Origin of the sequence: Roseibium sp. MMSF_3247, from assembly GCF_030733765.1 — a bacterium.
GTDB lineage: Bacteria > Pseudomonadota > Alphaproteobacteria > Rhizobiales > Stappiaceae > Roseibium.
The window spans coordinates 237,716-254,675 of the sequence record NZ_JASHII010000002.1 but is presented as its reverse complement, the minus strand read 5'-3'; the positions used below and the strand labels follow the sequence as shown (position 1 = coordinate 254,675).

The 16,960-nt window shown below is 57.8% G+C and carries 20 protein-coding genes; 9 read left to right on the top strand and 11 right to left on the bottom strand.

The genetic code is table 11. From position 1 onward, the window contains the following. The first annotated feature begins 241 nt into the window (after window positions 1–241). Together RBB44_RS06670 and RBB44_RS06665 are read left to right on the top strand one after the other, a co-directional pair. Window positions 242–961 (top strand): ABC transporter substrate-binding protein, encoded by a 720-nt coding sequence (locus RBB44_RS06670; RefSeq protein WP_306146616.1) that lies wholly within the window; start codon window positions 242–244, stop codon window positions 959–961. 293 nt (window positions 962–1,254) lie between these two features. After that, window positions 1,255–1,806: a DUF930 domain-containing protein gene (locus RBB44_RS06665; protein ID WP_306146615.1), complete on the top strand. Its 552-nt coding sequence runs from the start codon at window positions 1,255–1,257 to the stop codon at window positions 1,804–1,806. A 94-nt stretch (window positions 1,807–1,900) separates the two neighbouring features. Here RBB44_RS06665 and RBB44_RS06660 read toward each other — a convergent pair whose 3' ends face one another. Beyond that, on the bottom strand, window positions 1,901–2,140 hold the full coding sequence (locus RBB44_RS06660; RefSeq protein ID WP_133951211.1) for a hypothetical protein: 240 nt from the start codon (window positions 2,138–2,140) through the stop codon (window positions 1,901–1,903). Between the two features lie 429 nt (window positions 2,141–2,569). Beyond that, window positions 2,570–3,328, bottom strand: coding sequence for an ABC transporter substrate-binding protein (locus RBB44_RS06655; RefSeq protein WP_306146614.1), 759 nt, complete (start codon window positions 3,326–3,328; stop codon window positions 2,570–2,572). A gap of 281 nt (window positions 3,329–3,609) precedes the next feature. Here RBB44_RS06655 and RBB44_RS06650 point away from each other — a divergent pair, with 281 nt between their 5' ends. Next, window positions 3,610–4,032, top strand: coding sequence for a DUF2147 domain-containing protein (locus tag RBB44_RS06650; protein WP_306146613.1), 423 nt, complete (start codon window positions 3,610–3,612; stop codon window positions 4,030–4,032). Window positions 4,033–4,149: 117 nt separating this feature from the next. Here the strand turns inward: RBB44_RS06650 and RBB44_RS06645 are convergent, their stop codons facing one another. Then, the gene (locus tag RBB44_RS06645; protein WP_306146612.1) at window positions 4,150–4,605 is read right to left on the bottom strand and encodes a GNAT family N-acetyltransferase; all 456 of its coding nucleotides are present in this window, start codon (window positions 4,603–4,605) and stop codon (window positions 4,150–4,152) included. Between the two features lie 146 nt (window positions 4,606–4,751). Here RBB44_RS06645 and RBB44_RS06640 point away from each other — a divergent pair, with 146 nt between their 5' ends. Beyond that, complete coding sequence (locus tag RBB44_RS06640) at window positions 4,752–5,084, top strand: MazG-like family protein (RefSeq protein WP_306146611.1); 333 nt, start codon at window positions 4,752–4,754, stop codon at window positions 5,082–5,084. A gap of 80 nt (window positions 5,085–5,164) precedes the next feature. Here RBB44_RS06640 and RBB44_RS06635 read toward each other — a convergent pair whose 3' ends face one another. The 6 genes from RBB44_RS06635 to RBB44_RS06610 all read right to left on the bottom strand — a co-directional run bounded on the left by RBB44_RS06635 (window position 5,165) and on the right by RBB44_RS06610 (window position 12,472). Next, window positions 5,165–5,953 carry a transporter substrate-binding domain-containing protein gene (locus tag RBB44_RS06635; RefSeq protein ID WP_306146610.1) on the bottom strand — a complete coding sequence of 263 codons (789 nt, stop codon included), beginning with the start codon at window positions 5,951–5,953 and terminating at the stop codon, window positions 5,165–5,167. Window positions 5,954–5,989: 36 nt separating this feature from the next. Further along, entirely contained in the window at window positions 5,990–6,700 is a 711-nt protein-coding gene (locus tag RBB44_RS06630; protein WP_306146609.1) for an amino acid ABC transporter permease, read from the bottom strand. Beyond that, window positions 6,697–7,377, bottom strand: coding sequence for an amino acid ABC transporter permease (locus RBB44_RS06625; RefSeq protein WP_306146608.1), 681 nt, complete (start codon window positions 7,375–7,377; stop codon window positions 6,697–6,699). The genes RBB44_RS06630 and RBB44_RS06625 overlap by 4 nt, the downstream gene beginning before the upstream one ends. A 382-nt stretch (window positions 7,378–7,759) precedes the next feature. Next, the gene (gene gatB, locus RBB44_RS06620) at window positions 7,760–9,241 is read right to left on the bottom strand and encodes an Asp-tRNA(Asn)/Glu-tRNA(Gln) amidotransferase subunit GatB (RefSeq protein ID WP_306146607.1); all 1,482 of its coding nucleotides are present in this window, start codon (window positions 9,239–9,241) and stop codon (window positions 7,760–7,762) included. Window positions 9,242–9,470: 229 nt separating this feature from the next. Next, entirely contained in the window at window positions 9,471–9,767 is a 297-nt protein-coding gene (locus tag RBB44_RS06615) for an EscU/YscU/HrcU family type III secretion system export apparatus switch protein (RefSeq protein WP_306146606.1), read from the bottom strand. Between the two features lie 8 nt (window positions 9,768–9,775). Next, a complete protein-coding gene (locus RBB44_RS06610; RefSeq protein WP_306146605.1) occupies window positions 9,776–12,472 on the bottom strand; it encodes a flagellar hook-length control protein FliK in 2,697 nt (898 codons plus the stop codon). Between the two features lie 231 nt (window positions 12,473–12,703). Here RBB44_RS06610 and RBB44_RS06605 point away from each other — a divergent pair, with 231 nt between their 5' ends. The 3 genes from RBB44_RS06605 (at window position 12,704) to RBB44_RS06595 (ending at window position 14,886) form a co-directional block, all read left to right on the top strand. Continuing rightward, on the top strand, window positions 12,704–12,946 hold the full coding sequence (locus tag RBB44_RS06605) for a DUF6455 family protein (RefSeq protein WP_306147305.1): 243 nt from the start codon (window positions 12,704–12,706) through the stop codon (window positions 12,944–12,946). Window positions 12,947–13,088: 142 nt separating this feature from the next. Next, complete coding sequence (locus RBB44_RS06600; RefSeq protein ID WP_306146604.1) at window positions 13,089–14,360, top strand: agmatinase family protein; 1,272 nt, start codon at window positions 13,089–13,091, stop codon at window positions 14,358–14,360. Between the two features lie 64 nt (window positions 14,361–14,424). Beyond that, entirely contained in the window at window positions 14,425–14,886 is a 462-nt protein-coding gene (locus RBB44_RS06595) for a DUF3299 domain-containing protein (protein WP_306146603.1), read from the top strand. Between the two features lie 175 nt (window positions 14,887–15,061). On the opposite strand, the gene RBB44_RS06590 is transcribed toward RBB44_RS06595, so the two are convergent. Next, window positions 15,062–15,367 carry a phosphatidylglycerophosphatase gene (locus RBB44_RS06590; protein ID WP_306146602.1) on the bottom strand — a complete coding sequence of 102 codons (306 nt, stop codon included), beginning with the start codon at window positions 15,365–15,367 and terminating at the stop codon, window positions 15,062–15,064. 194 nt (window positions 15,368–15,561) lie between these two features. On the opposite strand from RBB44_RS06590, the gene RBB44_RS06585 reads away from it, so the two are divergent. Together RBB44_RS06585 and RBB44_RS06580 are read left to right on the top strand one after the other, a co-directional pair. Further along, window positions 15,562–15,816, top strand: coding sequence for a hypothetical protein (locus tag RBB44_RS06585; RefSeq protein WP_306146601.1), 255 nt, complete (start codon window positions 15,562–15,564; stop codon window positions 15,814–15,816). Between the two features lie 278 nt (window positions 15,817–16,094). Then, window positions 16,095–16,352 (top strand): YjhX family toxin, encoded by a 258-nt coding sequence (locus RBB44_RS06580; protein WP_209173299.1) that lies wholly within the window; start codon window positions 16,095–16,097, stop codon window positions 16,350–16,352. Window positions 16,353–16,477: 125 nt separating this feature from the next. Here the strand turns inward: RBB44_RS06580 and soxR are convergent, their stop codons facing one another. After that, on the bottom strand, window positions 16,478–16,945 hold the full coding sequence (gene soxR / locus RBB44_RS06575) for a redox-sensitive transcriptional activator SoxR (protein WP_306146600.1): 468 nt from the start codon (window positions 16,943–16,945) through the stop codon (window positions 16,478–16,480). Window positions 16,946–16,960 lie beyond the last annotated feature (15 nt).

Here is a 16,960-nt window from a genome sequence, read left to right as displayed (position 1 = left end):
TCCGGGAGATTGATTTCAGGCGGTCAACTTCGCCAGGACACGCCTGTTTGTTTCAAGATATTTTGTGGTTTTGGCCGCGCGCAGGTTCGATTGCGCGTGAATTGTCCCGGCACGCAAAGTGCCAACCCGATACCAAAACCGCGGTTCCTGACAGATTTCACAGCTTGCGGGCGCTCAAGATTTGCGGCGGTATTGATCCATGGTTTCTGCGTATCGTTCTTTTGTGAAGCTCCTTTTGTGGGTGGCAACACTGCTAATGTGTCTTGCGCTCCCCGCACGGGCGCAGGACATAAGGATCGTCACCGAGGAATTCCCACCTTACAACTATTCGGACAATGGCCTTGCCAAGGGCCTGTCGAGCGAGGTCGTTCAGGCTGTTCTTGCCGAAACCGGATTGACCGCAGAATTCCTGTTTTTGCCCTGGGCACGGGCCTATCTGACTGCCCAGAACACCAAGAACACGGTGATCTTTTCGATCGGCCGGATCCCGGAACGGGAAGATCTTTTTGAGTGGATCGGCGTCATCGCACCCTACAACACGTCCCTTTGCAAACTGGCCAGCAGGACGGATCTGACCATCGAGTCATTGTCCGATGCAAAGGACTACAGCATCGGCGTTTCAGTCGAAGACGTGATTTACCAATATCTTAAGAGCCAGAACTTCACCAATCTCGATATCGTGGGTGAAGATATTTTGAACATCCGGAAACTGGCACTCAGCCGGCTGGATCTCATCGCCTTCGACGAAGCCGCTTTCCAGTATTATCTCGATTTGGAGGACATCAACCCGGCTTTGTTTGATCGGATCTACCGCCTGGACGATATCAGTGGCGGTCTTTACATGGCCATCAACAAAGACAGCGACCCGGAGCTCATCCAGTCTTTAAAGGGCGGTCTTGAGGCAATCAAAGCGGATGGAACTTATGAGCAGATCCTCAACCGGCACCGGGTCATGAACTGATGACCATGCCGAAGGCTCCCAGCCAACCAGGCCCTAATGCGGTACGAGGCGCATAGGCGCGACCGCAACCTTACGGAATTTGGCCGCATTTTACATCTCTGGATGGATTTTTCAGAGCTGGGAACGATCCGATTCACGCTGCGCCGCCAACCTTTCTAGACAGACTGATTGTCAGTCATTTTCCCGGACTGTGCGCTCTGTGGCTGCATGTCACCGTTTTTCTGATCCTTGCCAACCTCCGTCCCGCCGGGTTCGCTCTTCCGGATGCGCCGACACCAATCGCGGTAGAGATCGTGAGACTGACTGCGACCTCCCCTGCCATCGGTTCCTCCGTCTTTCATGAGCGAACAATATCCGCCGCTCAACCAGACGTAACACCATATGATGCCGCTATCGCAGTGCCGGGAATTAGCCTTGAAACTGAAAGGGCGGAAGAATCCGATTGGCGGGCGGCGGAGAATTGGGTCACGGCCAAACAGCTTCGGAGCGTTCTGGTTTTACAGGACCCGCGTTCGGCCCAGGCGCGTGCGGCCCTAGAGACGGTGACAGGCCTTGATAGAAGAGAACAACTCTGCGCTCTGGAAGCGATGGAGCAAGTGGGAGTGCGTTCGCAAGGGCTTCGACCAGACCGGCTGGTGCCCTATGCCCTTAAGACGACGGTTCAACGCGGCATGGAACTCTACGCTCCGGCGGGCGCTGTGCGCAGCCAGGGAGACTGGTATGAACTCGCCTACCGCTGCCTGTTGAATGAGGCGGGCGATCGGGTGATGGACTTTCAATTTGCCCTCGGTCCGCTGGTCCCCGAAACCCTCTGGGATGACCATGGACTGGCTGCTGTTCAATGAGTGCTGAAATGTGGTGACGCGGCGATAATATCTGCGCCGCGTCAGGATAAACCGTTGGATGAAGGTGCCGTTTGGCCGGCAGCCTTGCACGCAATCAATGCATCGACAGCCATTCGCGCGCAGAGCGCTGCGCTTCTGCGATCTCGGAGGAACTCATTTCACCGGAGATTTCCTTGCGATAGCGAACGGCTTCCTGGTTGCCTTTCAAAGCCGCAATGTTGAACCACTTGTGCGCTGTCACGAGGTCTGTCGTGCCGTGACGGCCACAGGCGCTGTCCAGGCCCATCTGGAACAGAATGTCAGCTGTCATCGGCTTTTCGCCCATGATGGCCATGTCGTCGGAATGTATTTCATAGCGAGCCATAACGCTCTCCCCTTTTTGTCTACAAGACTTCCCTAGAAACGAAAGCTTATCTGAAGCTTTTCCCGCCGTTTCATGAGGGTTACTTCATCAGGAGCGCTTAAAGAGGCAGTTAAAAAACAGATTTAATGAAATCCGAACAATAGTTTAAGTAAGTCTGAAATTTACCGGATGACAACCATAGCATTACGAATTGCTGTGTGTTTTCAATAATATTATCGCAAAATTTGACAGGATGGATTCATATTGGATTCACCAAAAGATCGATTGAGCATTTTTTTCAGCCAAGAACAGGAAAAACACAAGCCGTGAAGAGAGCTGTCTTAAAGGCGTATAGGGATTGCCCCACATGCTGGAAAAGCCCCTGTTGGGTCAGGATGTGATGGTGATCAGTGAGACAACTTAGGACGGATTATCGTAGTACCGGCGGGCAAACGCGTCGACGATGCCCTCATCGACCAGGTCTTTCACAATGATATTCAGCTCATCCACCCGCTCGGCCCACTCAGATTGCCGGGAAACGCCGAGAAACAAATTGACCGTATTGCCCGGGCGGTACTCGGTTTTGACGATCCGGTCTCCAAGCCCTTGGGTCTTGAGGTAATAGTCCACCTGGCAGTCGGTGCCGATCATCACATCCAGCCGTCCGCGCTTGGTCATATCTATGAGAATGTTTTCGGCCGCAACACCCAGCTTGTCGAGCGTTGTGTCCTGATCAAACTGTTCGAAATAGGCGGAATGCAGGACGAACCCAACGGTATGCTCGCGCAAGTCCTCATAAGAAGTGATGCTGACCGGGCGTGATGCGGGCGTATAAAAGGCGGTCTCGCACGCATAATAGGGTGTGTCCGTGTAAGCGATGTATTCGGCCCGCTCCTTGCGGTAGGCCAAGCCGGTCATGACATCGACCGCCCCGGTTTGCATGGACGCCAGCCCCCGCCCCCACGGCATTCTCACCACGTCAATCTCTGTTCCAATCCGTTTCCCGACCTCGTGGATAAGATCAAGGTCCAGCCCGGTAAAACCCTCGTCGGTTAAAATGCGAAACGGCGGCCATTCGTCGGTGGCCGCTCGGATTGGGGCGGCATGCAAGGGTTTTGTGCTGGCCCCAAAGAGGGTCAGGCCCATGACCACAAGACCGACGACATTTCGAATGTACAAGCTGCCTGCCCAAATTACGGATGACGATTGATACCCTATTACATTGTCCCCGCACCCGGTTTTCAATCCTGCTAAAATTAGCCAGTTCTGAGATCAGCAGGGCTCTTCCGCAGCAGTCAATGACCTTTCACTCGGCTACTTGGGGCGAAATATTGCGTGCTCGTGTACGCAGCACTGCAAAAAGTCGCGTATATGACGTTACGTTACGGGTATGCAACCTGGAAACACCGCGATACATTCCCTTTTCGTAAACGGAAGCTATTCCGCTTTGGGAGGAACATATGTTGAAATTCAACGCCGCGGCTGCACTTGTTGCTGTCGGACTGCTCGCCGCCACGACCGCATCGTCTTCTGCCGCCGATGCCAAGGGCGATTGGGAACGCCCGAACGGGGCGTCAAAAATCCGCATCAGCTCTTGCGGTGGCGCGCTGTGCGGCAAGCTCATCTGGCTGCGCGATCCCCGCAACGACACGCAAAACCCCGACGCTTCCAAACGGAGCCGCCCGCTGCTTGGCGTTCAGATTGTTCAATCCATGAAGCCGACCGGTACGGATGGACAGTGGAAGGGCAAAGTCTATAACGCGGAAGACGGCAAGACCTATACCGGTTTCATCAAACTGACGTCCGCCAACAAGCTGAAGCTGGAAGGCTGCGTCATGGGCGGTCTGATCTGTAAAGGGGAGACCTGGAGCCGCGTGAAGTAAGACGCTTATCGCTTTGCCAAGCTTAAAGGTTTGGCCACAGCCCGCTTGCTCTGTCCGCTTTTGAATGTGTGGCGCATTTTCGGACAGAGCGGCGGGCATTTCCTTCTAAAGCGCTGATCACACAAGCATTTTCTTGTAGCCCAAATGGCTCTGGTCATAGCCGAGACGCTTGTAGAAATGATGAGAGCCTTCGCGTTCCTTGTTTGACGTGAGCTGCACCAGACACGCTCCAGCCTCGACTGCAAGTTTCTCGGCATGGGCCATCATGAGCTTGCCAACGCCGGAGCCCCGCTGATCCGCGCGCACATGGACGCTCTCCAATTCCACCCGCGGCCGGCCCTGAAACGCAAGTCCTTTCAGAAAATGGATCTGATAGGTGCCAATTACCTCGCCTGCCGCATCCAGCGCGACATAGATGTCCATTTCGGGAGCCGCCAGCATGGCCTCGAACGCCGGTCGATACTCCTCAGTATTGCCGAACTCCTTGCCCTTCCGGACGCTGGTCGCCCCGGCATTGATGATGGCAACAATTTCAGCCAAGTGGCTATGGGTGGCTTTTTCAATTCTGATCATGGGTATCGCTGGCAGTTCGTAAAAAGACCTGCGGCGTTGGTACCCCGATTCCCATGTCCGGCAAATTGACAAGTCGCTTGAGCCTTGCGAAGGGGTATGCGCTGCCTCTTCTGCTCTTCCGTCCCCGCAAACTTGGAGCCAAACCCATGAAACTTTCCGATCTGCGCGAGGCCAACATCACCCGCCAGAAAGAGTGGCCCGGCAATGATCAGGCCGACATTGCCTTTCGCGGGCTGGAAGTTGCCGGGGAATTCGGGGAAGTCGCGGAAGCCTTGAAGAAGTACTTGCGAGGCACCCGCGGCATCAAGGGCTCCACTGCAGATCTTCAGGATGTCGCCAATGAAATGGCCGACGCAATCATTGCCCTGGATCTGCTCGCCGATCAGATGGGCATCGACCTTGGTGCTGCGGTCACGCGGAAATTCAACGCGACATCTCAAAAGTATGGACTGGAAACACGGTTGCCGGCTGACGACTAGACGAGATTGAACGCCAAGCAGATTGCCAAAGGAAAACGCGCGCTTTGCAACGCGCGTTTTTTTGATAGCTGGCCTGAAATTTACAGCGCCGGGAGCGGCGGCAGGGGTGTTTTCAGCCATGTTTCAGACAGTTCATTCAATTTGCCGTTCAGCTTCTTATGCAGAACAAACACATTGACCCACTGCAAGAGGTCGATGTTGCCTGTTTTCACGCCAATGAACGACGGAGAGTTCGCGATCACGAATTTGGTTTCGAGGTCGAAATCCGGATTGTCATTGGAGATGCCGAGAGCAACCATGTTGCCGGTGACAATGACATCTGCCTGACCGGAAACGTATGCTGCGATCGTGGCGGCGTTGTCACCAAAACGGATGATCTCCGCTCCTTCCGGAGCGTCCTCAGTGATCGCGAGATCTTCGAGCGTCCCGCCGGTCACCGCGATTTTCTTGCCGGCAAAATCAGAAATGGTTGTCACGCTGACATCCGGCTTTGCAAAGGCGCCTGAAAAGAAGGGAGCGTAGGCATGAGAAAACCAGATGGATTTGGCCCGTTCAGGGTTTGCGCCCAAAGTGGAGATGACCAGATCCACCCGATCGGTCTCCAGGAACGGAATGCGTTGTTTTGAAGTCACTGGAACCAGTTCCAGTTCAACGCCGAGGTCTTCTGCGATCATCTTTGCGACATCAACATCATAGCCGACATACTCACCTTCCGCGCCGAGCGAACCGAAAGGCGGAAAGTTTTCAGGAATGGCGATTTTGACTGTACCCGCTTCCAGAATGTCCTTCAGTTCGGCAGACGCTGGTGCAATTGCCAGTGTCAGGGCTGTGAAGGCTATTCCAGCCGCTCCTGCAAGTTTCTTGAACATGTTTGAGTCCCTGGTTTGGAGGTGATTTGGGAGGCTTTAGGCAGCAGCGGTTGCCCCACCTTTGGACGATGCGGACCCAAGACGCTTTTCAAGACGCCGGGCCCACAAGGACAACGGAAAACAGAGTGAGAAATAGATCATCGCCATCACCGGATAGATGATGAATGGTTGAGTGCCGGGCACAGGAGAGTTGGCCCAGCGCTTGCCAATGGTCATCAGATCGTGGAACCCGATGATATAGGCGAGCGACGTTCCCTTGATGATCTGGACCATGAACCCGACGGTGGGGGCGATCGCCAGACGGAAGGCTTGCGGCAGGATGATCAAGAGCATGATTTGGAAAAGCGTCAGACCGAGCGCCTTTCCTCCTTCCCGCTGGCCGTCGGGAACAGCCGTAATGGCCCCGCGCCACACCTCAGACAAATAAGCGCTGGTGTAAAGCGTCAACGCTATGCCAGCGGCAAGCCAGGGATCGATCTGGATTTGAAAAAACCGCGGGGCTCCCAGCCCCAGCAGGAACAAGAGCATCAAGAGCGGGACCGACTGGAAGAGCCACGTATAGGCCATGAAAGTCCGGTCGATCAGCTTGTAGGGCGACACCCGGGCGGCGGTCACCGCCAATCCGATGAGGCCACCACCGACAAACGCGATCAGGGAAAGATAGATCGTAAACTGGGTCGCTTCCAAAAGCTGAAACAGGACAATCCCGAAAGGTTTGCCGAAAACGGCGACAAAAGCGTCCTTCATCTGACCACCTTCCATTTGAACAGGTGGGCGTAGAGAACCCCAAGCAGACTTTTGAAAATCAAGGCCATCAAAATGTAGATGATCGTCAGGGTGAAAAAGACCTCAAAGGATCGAAAACTGCGGCTGTCGATGAACAGCCCGGCCCAAGTCAAATCGGTCACGCCGATTTCGGAGATCACGCCGGTTGTCAAAAACAGAAAGATGAACTGGCTGTTGAGCGACGGGAACATCGACGCTACCGCCTGCGGGAACAGGATTTTCACATACCCGAGCCATTTCGGCAGCCCAAGCGCATCAGCAGCTTCCGCTTGACCCGCCCCCAGTCCGGCAAGCCCGGCCCGCAGAATTTCCGCAAAATAGGCTGAGAAATTGAGCGTCAACGCGAGCAATGCATGGGCCCAGAAGGGCCACTGATATCCAAGAAGCAGCGGCAATCCGAAGGCCACAAAAAACATCTGTACGATGAGTGGCGTGTTGCGGATAAACTCCACATAGACCGCGGCAATCTGGGCGAAAAAAGCGATCTTGTAATGACGTACTGCGGCTAGGAGTGCCGCAAACAGAAAGCCCGCCATGCCGCCGCCGATTGTCAACGCGGCGCTCATGGCCGCGCCTTCGCCCAAAAGCAGCAGATATTCTGGATTGCGATAAATTTCGAAAAACCTGAGATCAAACATGATCCAGGTCCGGCTCGCCGTATCTTATTGTCATCAAGCGCCCCCGTTTGGATACGGTTCGCTTGGCAATACTTGTGCCACCCGCAGGACTAAGCGTTTTTGCTAGTGTTTCGGTATCGGGCTGACAAGTTTGGCCCAATTGTTGGGCAACACGTGATCACTTTGCATACAATTTGACAAATATCGTCATACTATATTCTTTCAGGTTGAATACAGCGACGGTGCAAAGGACCATCCGCCTGCGCAGATTTCCATGAGATCGCCTAGACCGACTTAATTGCATTCAGAGGAGAATTGTCAGCCGCGGCCGGTAGTTCTACCCAAAAACAAAAAAGGCCCCGGAAATCCGGAGCCTTCTCTTCTTTTTCGAAAAAAGAAAACCTTATTCCAGGCCGATCTTCTGCTTCAAAAGATCATTCACCGCTTGCGGGTTGGCCTTGCCTTTGGAGGCTTTCATCACCTGGCCGACGAACCAGCCAACGAGGTTCGGCTTGTCTTTGGCCTGCTCGACCTTGTCCGGATTGGCGGCAATGATTTCGTCGACGATGGCCTCAATCGCACCGAGGTCCGTCACCTGCTTCATGCCGCGGTCTTCAACGATCTGGGCCGGGTCACCGCCCTCTGTCCAGACGATCTCAAAGACGTCCTTGGCGATCTTGCCGGAGATCGTGCCCGCCTTGATCAGATCGATGATCCCGCCGAGTTGAGCTGCGGAAACCGGAGAGGTTTCAAGCGTCTTGCCTTCCTTGTTCAGGCGGCCGAACAGCTCGTTGATCACCCAGTTGGCAGCAAGCTTCGCATCGCGGCCGTTCGCGACTTCTTCAAAGAAGGCCGCGGAGGTTTTTTCAGCAACCAGAACGTCCGCATCATAGGCTGTCAGGCCGAAGTCCTTGACGAACCGGGCCTTCTTGTCGTCCGGAAGTTCCGGCAAGTCAGCGGCCAGCTCATCAACAAAGCTTTGCGTGAATTCCAGCGGCAGCAGATCCGGATCCGGGAAATAGCGGTAGTCGTGCGCTTCTTCCTTGGACCGCATGGACCGGGTCTCGCCCTTCACGCTGTCGAACAGACGGGTTTCCTGATCGATGGTGCCGCCATCTTCCAAGATCGCCATCTGACGGCGCGCTTCGTATTCGATCGCCTGGCCGACAAAGCGGATGGAGTTGACGTTCTTGATCTCGCAGCGCGTGCCGAATTCGCCGCCCGGACGGCGCACAGACACGTTGACGTCGGCGCGCATGGAGCCTTGGTCCATGTTGCCGTCACAGGTGCCGAGGTAGCGCAGGATGGTGCGCAGCTTGGTGAGATAGGCCTTGGCCTCATCCGCTGAGCGCAGATCCGGCTTGGACACGATCTCCATCAAAGCAACGCCGGAGCGGTTCAGATCGACAAACGACATGGACGGGTGCTGATCGTGCAAGGACTTGCCGGCATCCTGTTCAAGGTGCAGACGCTCCACGCCGATCTCAACCTGCTCATCCGGCATATCCAGAAGGATCTTGCCTTCGCCCACGATCGGCTGCTTGAACTGGGAGATCTGGTAGCCCTGCGGCAGATCCGGATAAAAGTAGTTCTTGCGGTCGAACACGGATTTCAGGTTGATCTCCGCCTTCAGGCCGAGGCCCGTGCGGATTGCTTGGCGGACGCACTCCTCGTTGATTACCGGCAGCATGCCGGGCATCGCCGCATCGACGAGCGAAACGTTGTTGTTCGGATCCTGTCCGAATTCGGTCGAGGCGCCGGAAAAGAGCTTGGCGTCGGAGGTGACCTGGGCATGGACTTCCATGCCGATCACGATTTCCCAGTCGCCGGTCGCGCCCTTGATGAATTTCTTCGGGTCGGGAGTGCGTACGTCGACAATCGTCATGGGGCGTTCAATCCTGTGTTCGTCAAAAGCGCTCGCTTGGAAGGTACGGCATGACAGCCGGAGCGCTGGTTTTTGCAGCCCTGATGCCTAGTCGGGAATTGGTTTTACTGCAAGGCTTTCCTTGCCCGAAGCTGGCGCTTTCGCACAAGGAGCGGAGAGCGAGGCCTGTCGGTGCCTCTCTCCTAAGCAAATTGGCCGCGGCTTGACCATTGACACTGCGTCATCGTGATCAGGTTTCTGTCTCGCCCGGTCCCTTGGGGTGCTGTGCCTGACCAGTGCGCATAATGAAGCCGATCAGAACGGCGACGGCCTGATAAAGCTCCATCGGGATTTCATAATCGACTTCAATCTGCGACAGCGCCTCGGCCATCATCGGGTTCTGCTCGATCGGCACACCGGCCTCGCGGGCTATGTCCTCGATCCGCTGGGCCGCCGTGCCCGTTCCTTTCGCGCTGACAACCGGCGCACCGCCATCTTCATATTCCAGCGCAACGGCGATTTTTTCAGGTTTTGTCGGCGTGATCATGGGCACTCTCACGATTGGCGGTTGATGAGGGCGCCATACTTGGCAGCAGTTCTCGGCGGAAGACCGCGGATGAAGCGCAGTTCCTGCAGGTCCAGCCCGGCATCGGCGAAGGCCGCCTCCATCGTTTCCTGAAGACCGGACAGGAGATCAAGTGTCTCCTTGCGGTCCACCCAAAGGGAGATGTAAGTCCCGCCACCCCGAAGGCTCACGGCCGCTTCGAGCGGACCAGTTGCGGTGAGGTCCAGTGCAAAACGCAGCCGCCAGGCCGGTTCTTCGTCCTCGTCTGCGCTGTTGCCCCCGCCGTCGCGACCAATCTGCATTTGCATCACCGCCGTGTCCTGGCCGAGCGCCAGCGGCAATTCCAGAACGGTGTCCATGGGCTTGGCCGCTGCGGCCTGCGGGCCGTCATCTCCTGCAAGGCCGGCGTTGGTCAATTGAGTGAGACGCATGCGCGCCAATGCAGCATCTGTTTCCTGGAGCAGCGACTGCAGATTTTGCGGCGCGGACCCGGCCCAATAGCCACTTGAGGTTTGCGGGGCCTGGCCTTGGGGACCAGATGAGCGGGACGCCGGGGCTGGCTGGCGCGCTGGAAACCGAACGGCAGGTTCCGCGCCGAGGCTTTGCAGCAAGCCACGAAATGCCAAAAGAGCGGTCTTCAGATCGGGCACAGGAGACTGTTGCGCGCCAGTCGGCAACGGCAACCGTCCCTCCCCGCCCTGACCGGACAAGCGGACGGCCTGCTGCAAGGACTGTCCGGTTATCTGTTGTCCGGAGTTCAGGCGCAGTCCCAAAATCTGCTGCATGGCCTTCTGCACCGCATCCGGAACGGTGGCCTTTCCGGCCGCCTGCGCGGACATCAAGGACCCGATTTGAGCAAAAAGATTGCCGAGGCTCGCCTGTTGTTCTGCCAAAGGCTGGCGCAAGGTTGCCGCTGCCTGCTGGACCGGCGTTGAAGCTGCCGGACCGCCCCCTTGAGAGGCAATGGCCGGTTGACCGGGCGTTGCCATGCCCGGTTTGGCGGAAACATAGGCCTGTGCCTGCGATTGCGCACTGGCGCTGACCGGCGGAGGGGGCCCCGCTTGGACATTGGCGTTCTGCCCCGCTGTCCCAGCTGCGGGCGTTGAAGGTGATTGAGCAGTCACAACAGTCTGATTGACTGCAGGCTGAGGCAAAGCCTGCCCGCTCGGCTGCACCGCGCCCTGTGGCCCTCCGGCGGCTGGAGGCGGAACAGCTCCGGCTCCAACGGTTGCCCCCTGCCCTGCAGCTGATACTGTTTGGGAGATCACCCCACCCGGCGGTGCTCCTTGCAGGGGTAGGGCTGACGTTTGTGTGGAAACGCTCGCCAGTGCTCCGGGAGCCCCTTGCGCCGGAAGCGCTTGCCCTGATGCTGATGTTACGGATGCTGGAAAAGCCCCAGTCTGCGGGATCGCTTGACCCGCGGCAGGCTGACCAAGAACGGGTGGAACGCCGGGCGCCCCTGTATTGGTCGGCGCCCCAGCTGGCAAACCGGCAGGCAACGGCTGCCTGGTCTGCGGTGTCACCGGTGCGGTCGGTATCGGGCCAGTGCCGGGCGATTGCAGTGGAGCACCGCCGGCGGCAGGAGCCAGGGTGCCTGCCTGTGCTGCGGCAAGAGTCGAACCTCCTGCGGGCACCTGCGTTGGCGAAGTCGCACCAGCTTGCAGCGGACCAGACGCTTGCGGGCCAGAGACTTGCTGACCTGAGACCTGCGTACCGGACACCGGCCCTCCTGGCAGTGGCGCACTGGCTCCTTGCGAAGGGATCGATCCACCGGCCCCGGAAGGCAAGGTGACCGTAGTCTGTGGGCCGGATTGCGCGCTGACTGGAGCGCCCGGCGTTCCAGGCGCCGGACCGCCGGAGGGCAACGGCGGAACGACGGTGCCCTGCCCGGTACTTATGATTGGCGCACCGGCAATCGGCCCACCGGTTCCCGCCCCTTGTGCCGGCAGAGGAGCCTGTCCGCTGCCTGAAGGGGTTGCAGGTTGCGCCGGTTGGGGCAGAACCGCACTTGCCGGCAATTGCCCGGGAACCTGCGCCTGATTTGGAACAGCGGGTTGGCCCGGTGCGGCAGGCTGGGTCAGGATTTGGCCGGGAAGTTGGGGCTGAACAGCACCGCCCGATTGGGCGGGTTGCGGCAGCACGCCGGTCGCCTGAAGAAACTGGGCCAAAACAGGTGCGGGCCGCGGCAAGGTCGGTTGCCCGGTTGGTGGAGGCGCTTGTTGCGGCAACTGCTGGCCAGTCTGCTGCGCCGGTTGTTGCGGCAGCTGTTGCGTTGGTTGCTGTGTTTGTTGCGGCACTTGAGGATTTGCCTGAGGCGGCGGCGCAGATGCAGCCGGTTGGGATGCCGGAGTTTGCGGATTTGCCGCTGTGGGCTGGGTCGCCACCGTCTGAGTGGTGTTTTGCGGCGGCGCGGACGTTGCAGGTTTCACCGTACTGCCGTCGGGCGTCAGAACAACAGCGGGCTGTTGCCGGGTGCCGGAAACCGAGAGCGTGAAATTGGTTCCGACAGGCAGGGGAGACGGCACGCGAAGATCGATCGATTTGGCGTCGGACGACAAGCGGACAACACCGCCCGGAAGATTGGCCTCCACCTTGGCACGCAGTTCAGTGCCGGGCTCCAGGGCCTGGGGGGCGGTTCCACCTTGCGTATTTGCTGGCAGCGGCTGTGCGCTGACCGTTTCCACCATGACACCGTCTCCAGGGTCAGTCTGAGCACACCGACTCTAACGCGCCGAGTATGGCTGCTTTCTTAAAGCTTGGCGAGAGTTGACCCTGATCAAGGCGGGGACTGCGAAATGTCTCCATCCTCGCCCGCAGAATGGATCGGATCAGGACGGGATCCCGCCAAAAACTTCACGGGCCTGCCAAGCGGCATAAGCTGCCAGGCCCAGAGGACAGAGGAGTTCCCTGTGAACTGGATGGACCGATTGAACGAACGCGCCGAATTGATGGGCCGCATGCTGGACACCATCGGCGCGATGAAAGGCTTGCCAGAGGGTGCGCAAGCCGATGTGGACATGGAAACGGCTGCCCGCCGTTGCATGAGCTGTCAGGAAACCGAAAAGTGCCGCCATTGGCTGGAGCATCACGAAGATGGAGCAAAAGCTCCCCTCAAGGACTGCCCGAACGCGGTTCTCTTTGAAAGCTGGCTGAAGATCTGAACGAAGCGCACGCTTTCAATCCAGCGACTTAACGACAGGGATTTTTCACCGGAAAGATCCGGCGGCACCTTGGACTTTTTAGCGACTGGCGCTGTTTTTTCAGCGTGTTACGCTTCGTCAGCGTTCTGGGAGGTGCTGCATCATGGGCAAAGGACTGTCTTTACTTTCAAGCCTCGTCATTCTGCCGCTATTGGGTGGGCCAGCCTTGGCTCAGGTCTATGGCCATGAATACGAGGAAAATGCGGCCCCCATTCGAGAAGGCGAACAGCCGGTCGTCCCACTGGACACACAGGATCCGAGCTTCAACGCCTGGCGGACTCCTCTTCCGAGTTATGAAGGTTTAAGGGAGGATCGCGAACCCGGATTGGTCGATCCACAGCGGTTTTTTGGCCAAGGCTACATGCAACTCCCGACGTTCCTGCATCAACCGCTGGCTTTCACCCCTGAGGATCTCGCCGCCGGTGAAGTTGACGTGGCGATCATGGGCGCGTTCACCGACATGGGCGGTGGCGCCCGCGGCGCATCTCGTGGACCGAATGCGGTTCGGAACTCGTCCATTTACCTTGGGTACGGCGCACGTCAGCCGCACATGCACGTGATGGTCGATCCACTTCAGGACATGACGGTTGTCGATTACGGAAACGCGCCAAATGACATGATGAGCACGGAGCGCACAATCCATGCGGTCCGGTCTTTTGTGCGCCAGGCGGCCGAAGTACAGCATGAGGACGGCAGCCGGGTCATTCCCTTCATCATCGGCGGCGATCATTCACTGATGTATCCGGATGTTGCCGCGCTCACCGATGTTTACGGCAAGGGCAATGTCGGTGTTGTGCACTTCGATGCCCATTATGATGCCGGCAAATACGGCATGGGACATCTGATCAATCACGGGATGCCGGTCTACAGATTGATTGAAGAGGGTCTCGTTGAGGGAAAGAACTTCATCCAGGTCGCGCTGCGCGGCTACTATCCGGATGAAAAAGCTTTCGAATGGATGCGCGACAACGGGTTCCGCTATCACACCATGGCCGAAATCGAACGTCGTGGGTTCGATGCCGTCATGGAAGACGTGATCAAGGAGGCGAATGACGGGCCGGAATACATCTTTGTCTCTTTCGATATCGACACTCTGGATCCGGCCTTCGTTCCCGGAACAGGGACACCAGAACCCGGTGGGCTGATGCCGCGCGAGGTGTTCCCGATCGTTCGGCGGCTGTGCGCAGAATCGAATGTTGTCGGCTTTGAGCTGGTCGAGCTCGCCCCCTTGATGGACCCGACCTACGTCTCTGCACTGAACGCAAACAGGGTCATCCGCGAGTGTCTGACCGGCATTGCCATGCGCAAACAAGGCCTGACAGACCCGCATTATCTCAGCCCGCTCACGGTCACGCATGGGCAAGGTGAGAACTGATCGCTGTCTTCTGACCGGTGCTCTTCTGCTCGGGCTTTGCTGCGGCTCTGCCGTGGCAGAGCCTATGACCGTCACTTGGGATGAACTGCGGGCAGACCGGCCATCGTCTTGCGCAAAACTGCTGGAAAACTACTTGTCGCAGCGGAAATGCAGCCAACAAACAGCTTCCGCCCGGCTGCTCTCACGCCGGTACGAAAAATGCGCGCCCGGATCGGCTGACCTTGACGGGAAAACCGTTCGGATTGCCGGATATGCGCATCCCCTGGAGTTTCAGTTCAAGGATGTGAAGGAGTTTCTGCTCATCCCGCCCCTTCGGCAGGATTGCACACATCCGCCGCCGCCCCTGCCGGATCAGGTGATATCCGTGAAATTTCCAGACGGTTTGGACGTGAATGCCGACCCTGTCTGGGTGACAGGCGTGCTCCGGCGCGAACGGGCCAAGACACACCTGGCAACTGCAAACTATACGCTTCAAGCCACATCAGTGACACAGGCCACCATACCCGAAGTCAGCCCCACCAACTGAGGTCTGTCTCACAAGACAGCACGCCATACCGTGCCGTCCCTCACCGGGACCCACTGTGCAATGGCCCCGGATCAAGTCCGGGGCGGCGCCAAGTGGGTGTCGGGCGTGCTACTCTAAAAGCTGAGAGTAACGATCTCCGCCGTCCCGGCCCTGAGCCGGGACCTGCTCTCCGAACTTACCCGGCTTGCCGGCGCCGGCGGTTGAGCCAATAGGCAACCGCACCTGCTGCCGCACCGCCTATGAACCGGAACGGGAACATGGCTAGGGCACCCGCATCCTGGGAGATCGGTTGCGGCAATTGCAGCAAACCCACCGCAGTCTCAAGCATCAGCGACAGGGCAGCAGCCGCAAACCCGGCGATCCACAGCTTCACCGGCTGATCGGCGCGCCAGCCAAGGTAAACCCCGATCAACAACGCAAACGGGTTCAAAAGCCCGGAAAGCGTGAACAGATCGATCCATGTATCAGAAAGCGTCATCATGGCGCTGTCTTAGCCGCGCAGCCATCAAAAAGCGAGCGCAATTGCGTCGCAGCCGTGCTTTTCCAGTTGGGTGGTGGTTTGGGCCAAATGGCCGGCAAAGCTTTACAATCGAAGAAAAGCCGTTACGTAACCCCTCACGCTTTCACGCCCGGACCACTTGAAGCCTCCGGCAGCTGTAGGACACGTCTGACTGAATGACCTCAAGCCCCGCCAAAGCCAAAACAGATGAAACGATCGAGATGCTGGAAACCAGCGATCGGCGGCTTGGCATCGTCTGTTCCCATTGCGCCCGGTTTCGCTACCTGAAACTGACCAACTACGCGCTGGAAGACACACTCTCCGCGCTCACCAAATCCCTCAAGTGTTCCCGCTGCGGTTCGGACGAGGTTGAGGCGATCGCAATTGAGCGCGACCAAAAGAGCGGCTACTGGCCGGCGGAACGCAGCTGACCAATCTGCTCGCTTGCAGGATTACAACACACGGCAGGCATCTGACCGCCAGTCTCTTTCAGTCTCTTGTTGCAGCATAGTCATCGTGATATCGACAGCGCGCAATCTTTGAGAGGTTTTATGCGCGGAACTCGCGAGTCCCGGTAAACCCGGCTCGTTTCAGGACCTTCGACTTTCACCAGAAGGCTCCCAACCAGCCGGGACAACAAAAGCACCACACCGCATGCGTTTGCTGCGGTGACAGGTTTCTTTTGCTCAAAGACTGAAAATCAACATCAATGGACATTTCCAAAGCCGAACAGCGGGTGCTGCACCTGCTTGCTCAGGGCGGCTATATCCTTGCCGAGAAGGACGAGGACGGCCGTATTCTGAAATACGAGACGATCACACGCGATGGCTGGTTCTGGGGCGGCTGCTCGCAGCAGCTTTTCCAGAAACTGAAGTACCGGCGTCTGATCTCTTCGAAAAACAGCGGCCCCTACCGGATCACGAACCTTGGCCTCAAACGTGTCAGGTCTCAGCTCGACAACCGTTAACCGCTTCCCTCACCGCCCCGTCCTCAGCGCCGGGGCCAACCCTCTGGCCCAAGGCAGGTCCCGGATCAAGTCCGGGACAGCTAGCCACGACAAACGAAGCCATGTGCAAGAAGGCATGCAAGAGCTCAGAGCTCCTCCGGCAAGTCCGGCCGGTCTCCCATGAGATAGCGCGGGCCGCGGCCATGGCGGCTGGCAGCGTCGCCTGCATTGTAAAGCTGGCATTTTTTCATCGACAGGCAACCACAGCCGATGCAGCCGTCCAGCTTGTCCCGCAACGCGGTAAGCCCCTCGATCCTGGCATCAAGGTGCTTTCGAAAGTCCCGGCTGATCCGGGTCCAATCGGCCTTGGTCGGTGCCCGGTTATCCGGCAGCTTCTCCATTTGCGCCGCGATCTCTGAAATCGAAAACCCGAATTCCTGCGCCACCAGTACAAACGACAACCGCCGGATATCGGCCCGCATAAACCGGCGTTGCCCGCTCTCGGTCCGGACCGGCTCAACCAGGCCCTTGGTTTCATAAAACCGGATCGCGGACACTGCCAATCCGGTCCGCTCCGCCAGCTCCCCGATGGACAGCGTATCTGTGCCTTTCACAAGCCCCTCCAAAAA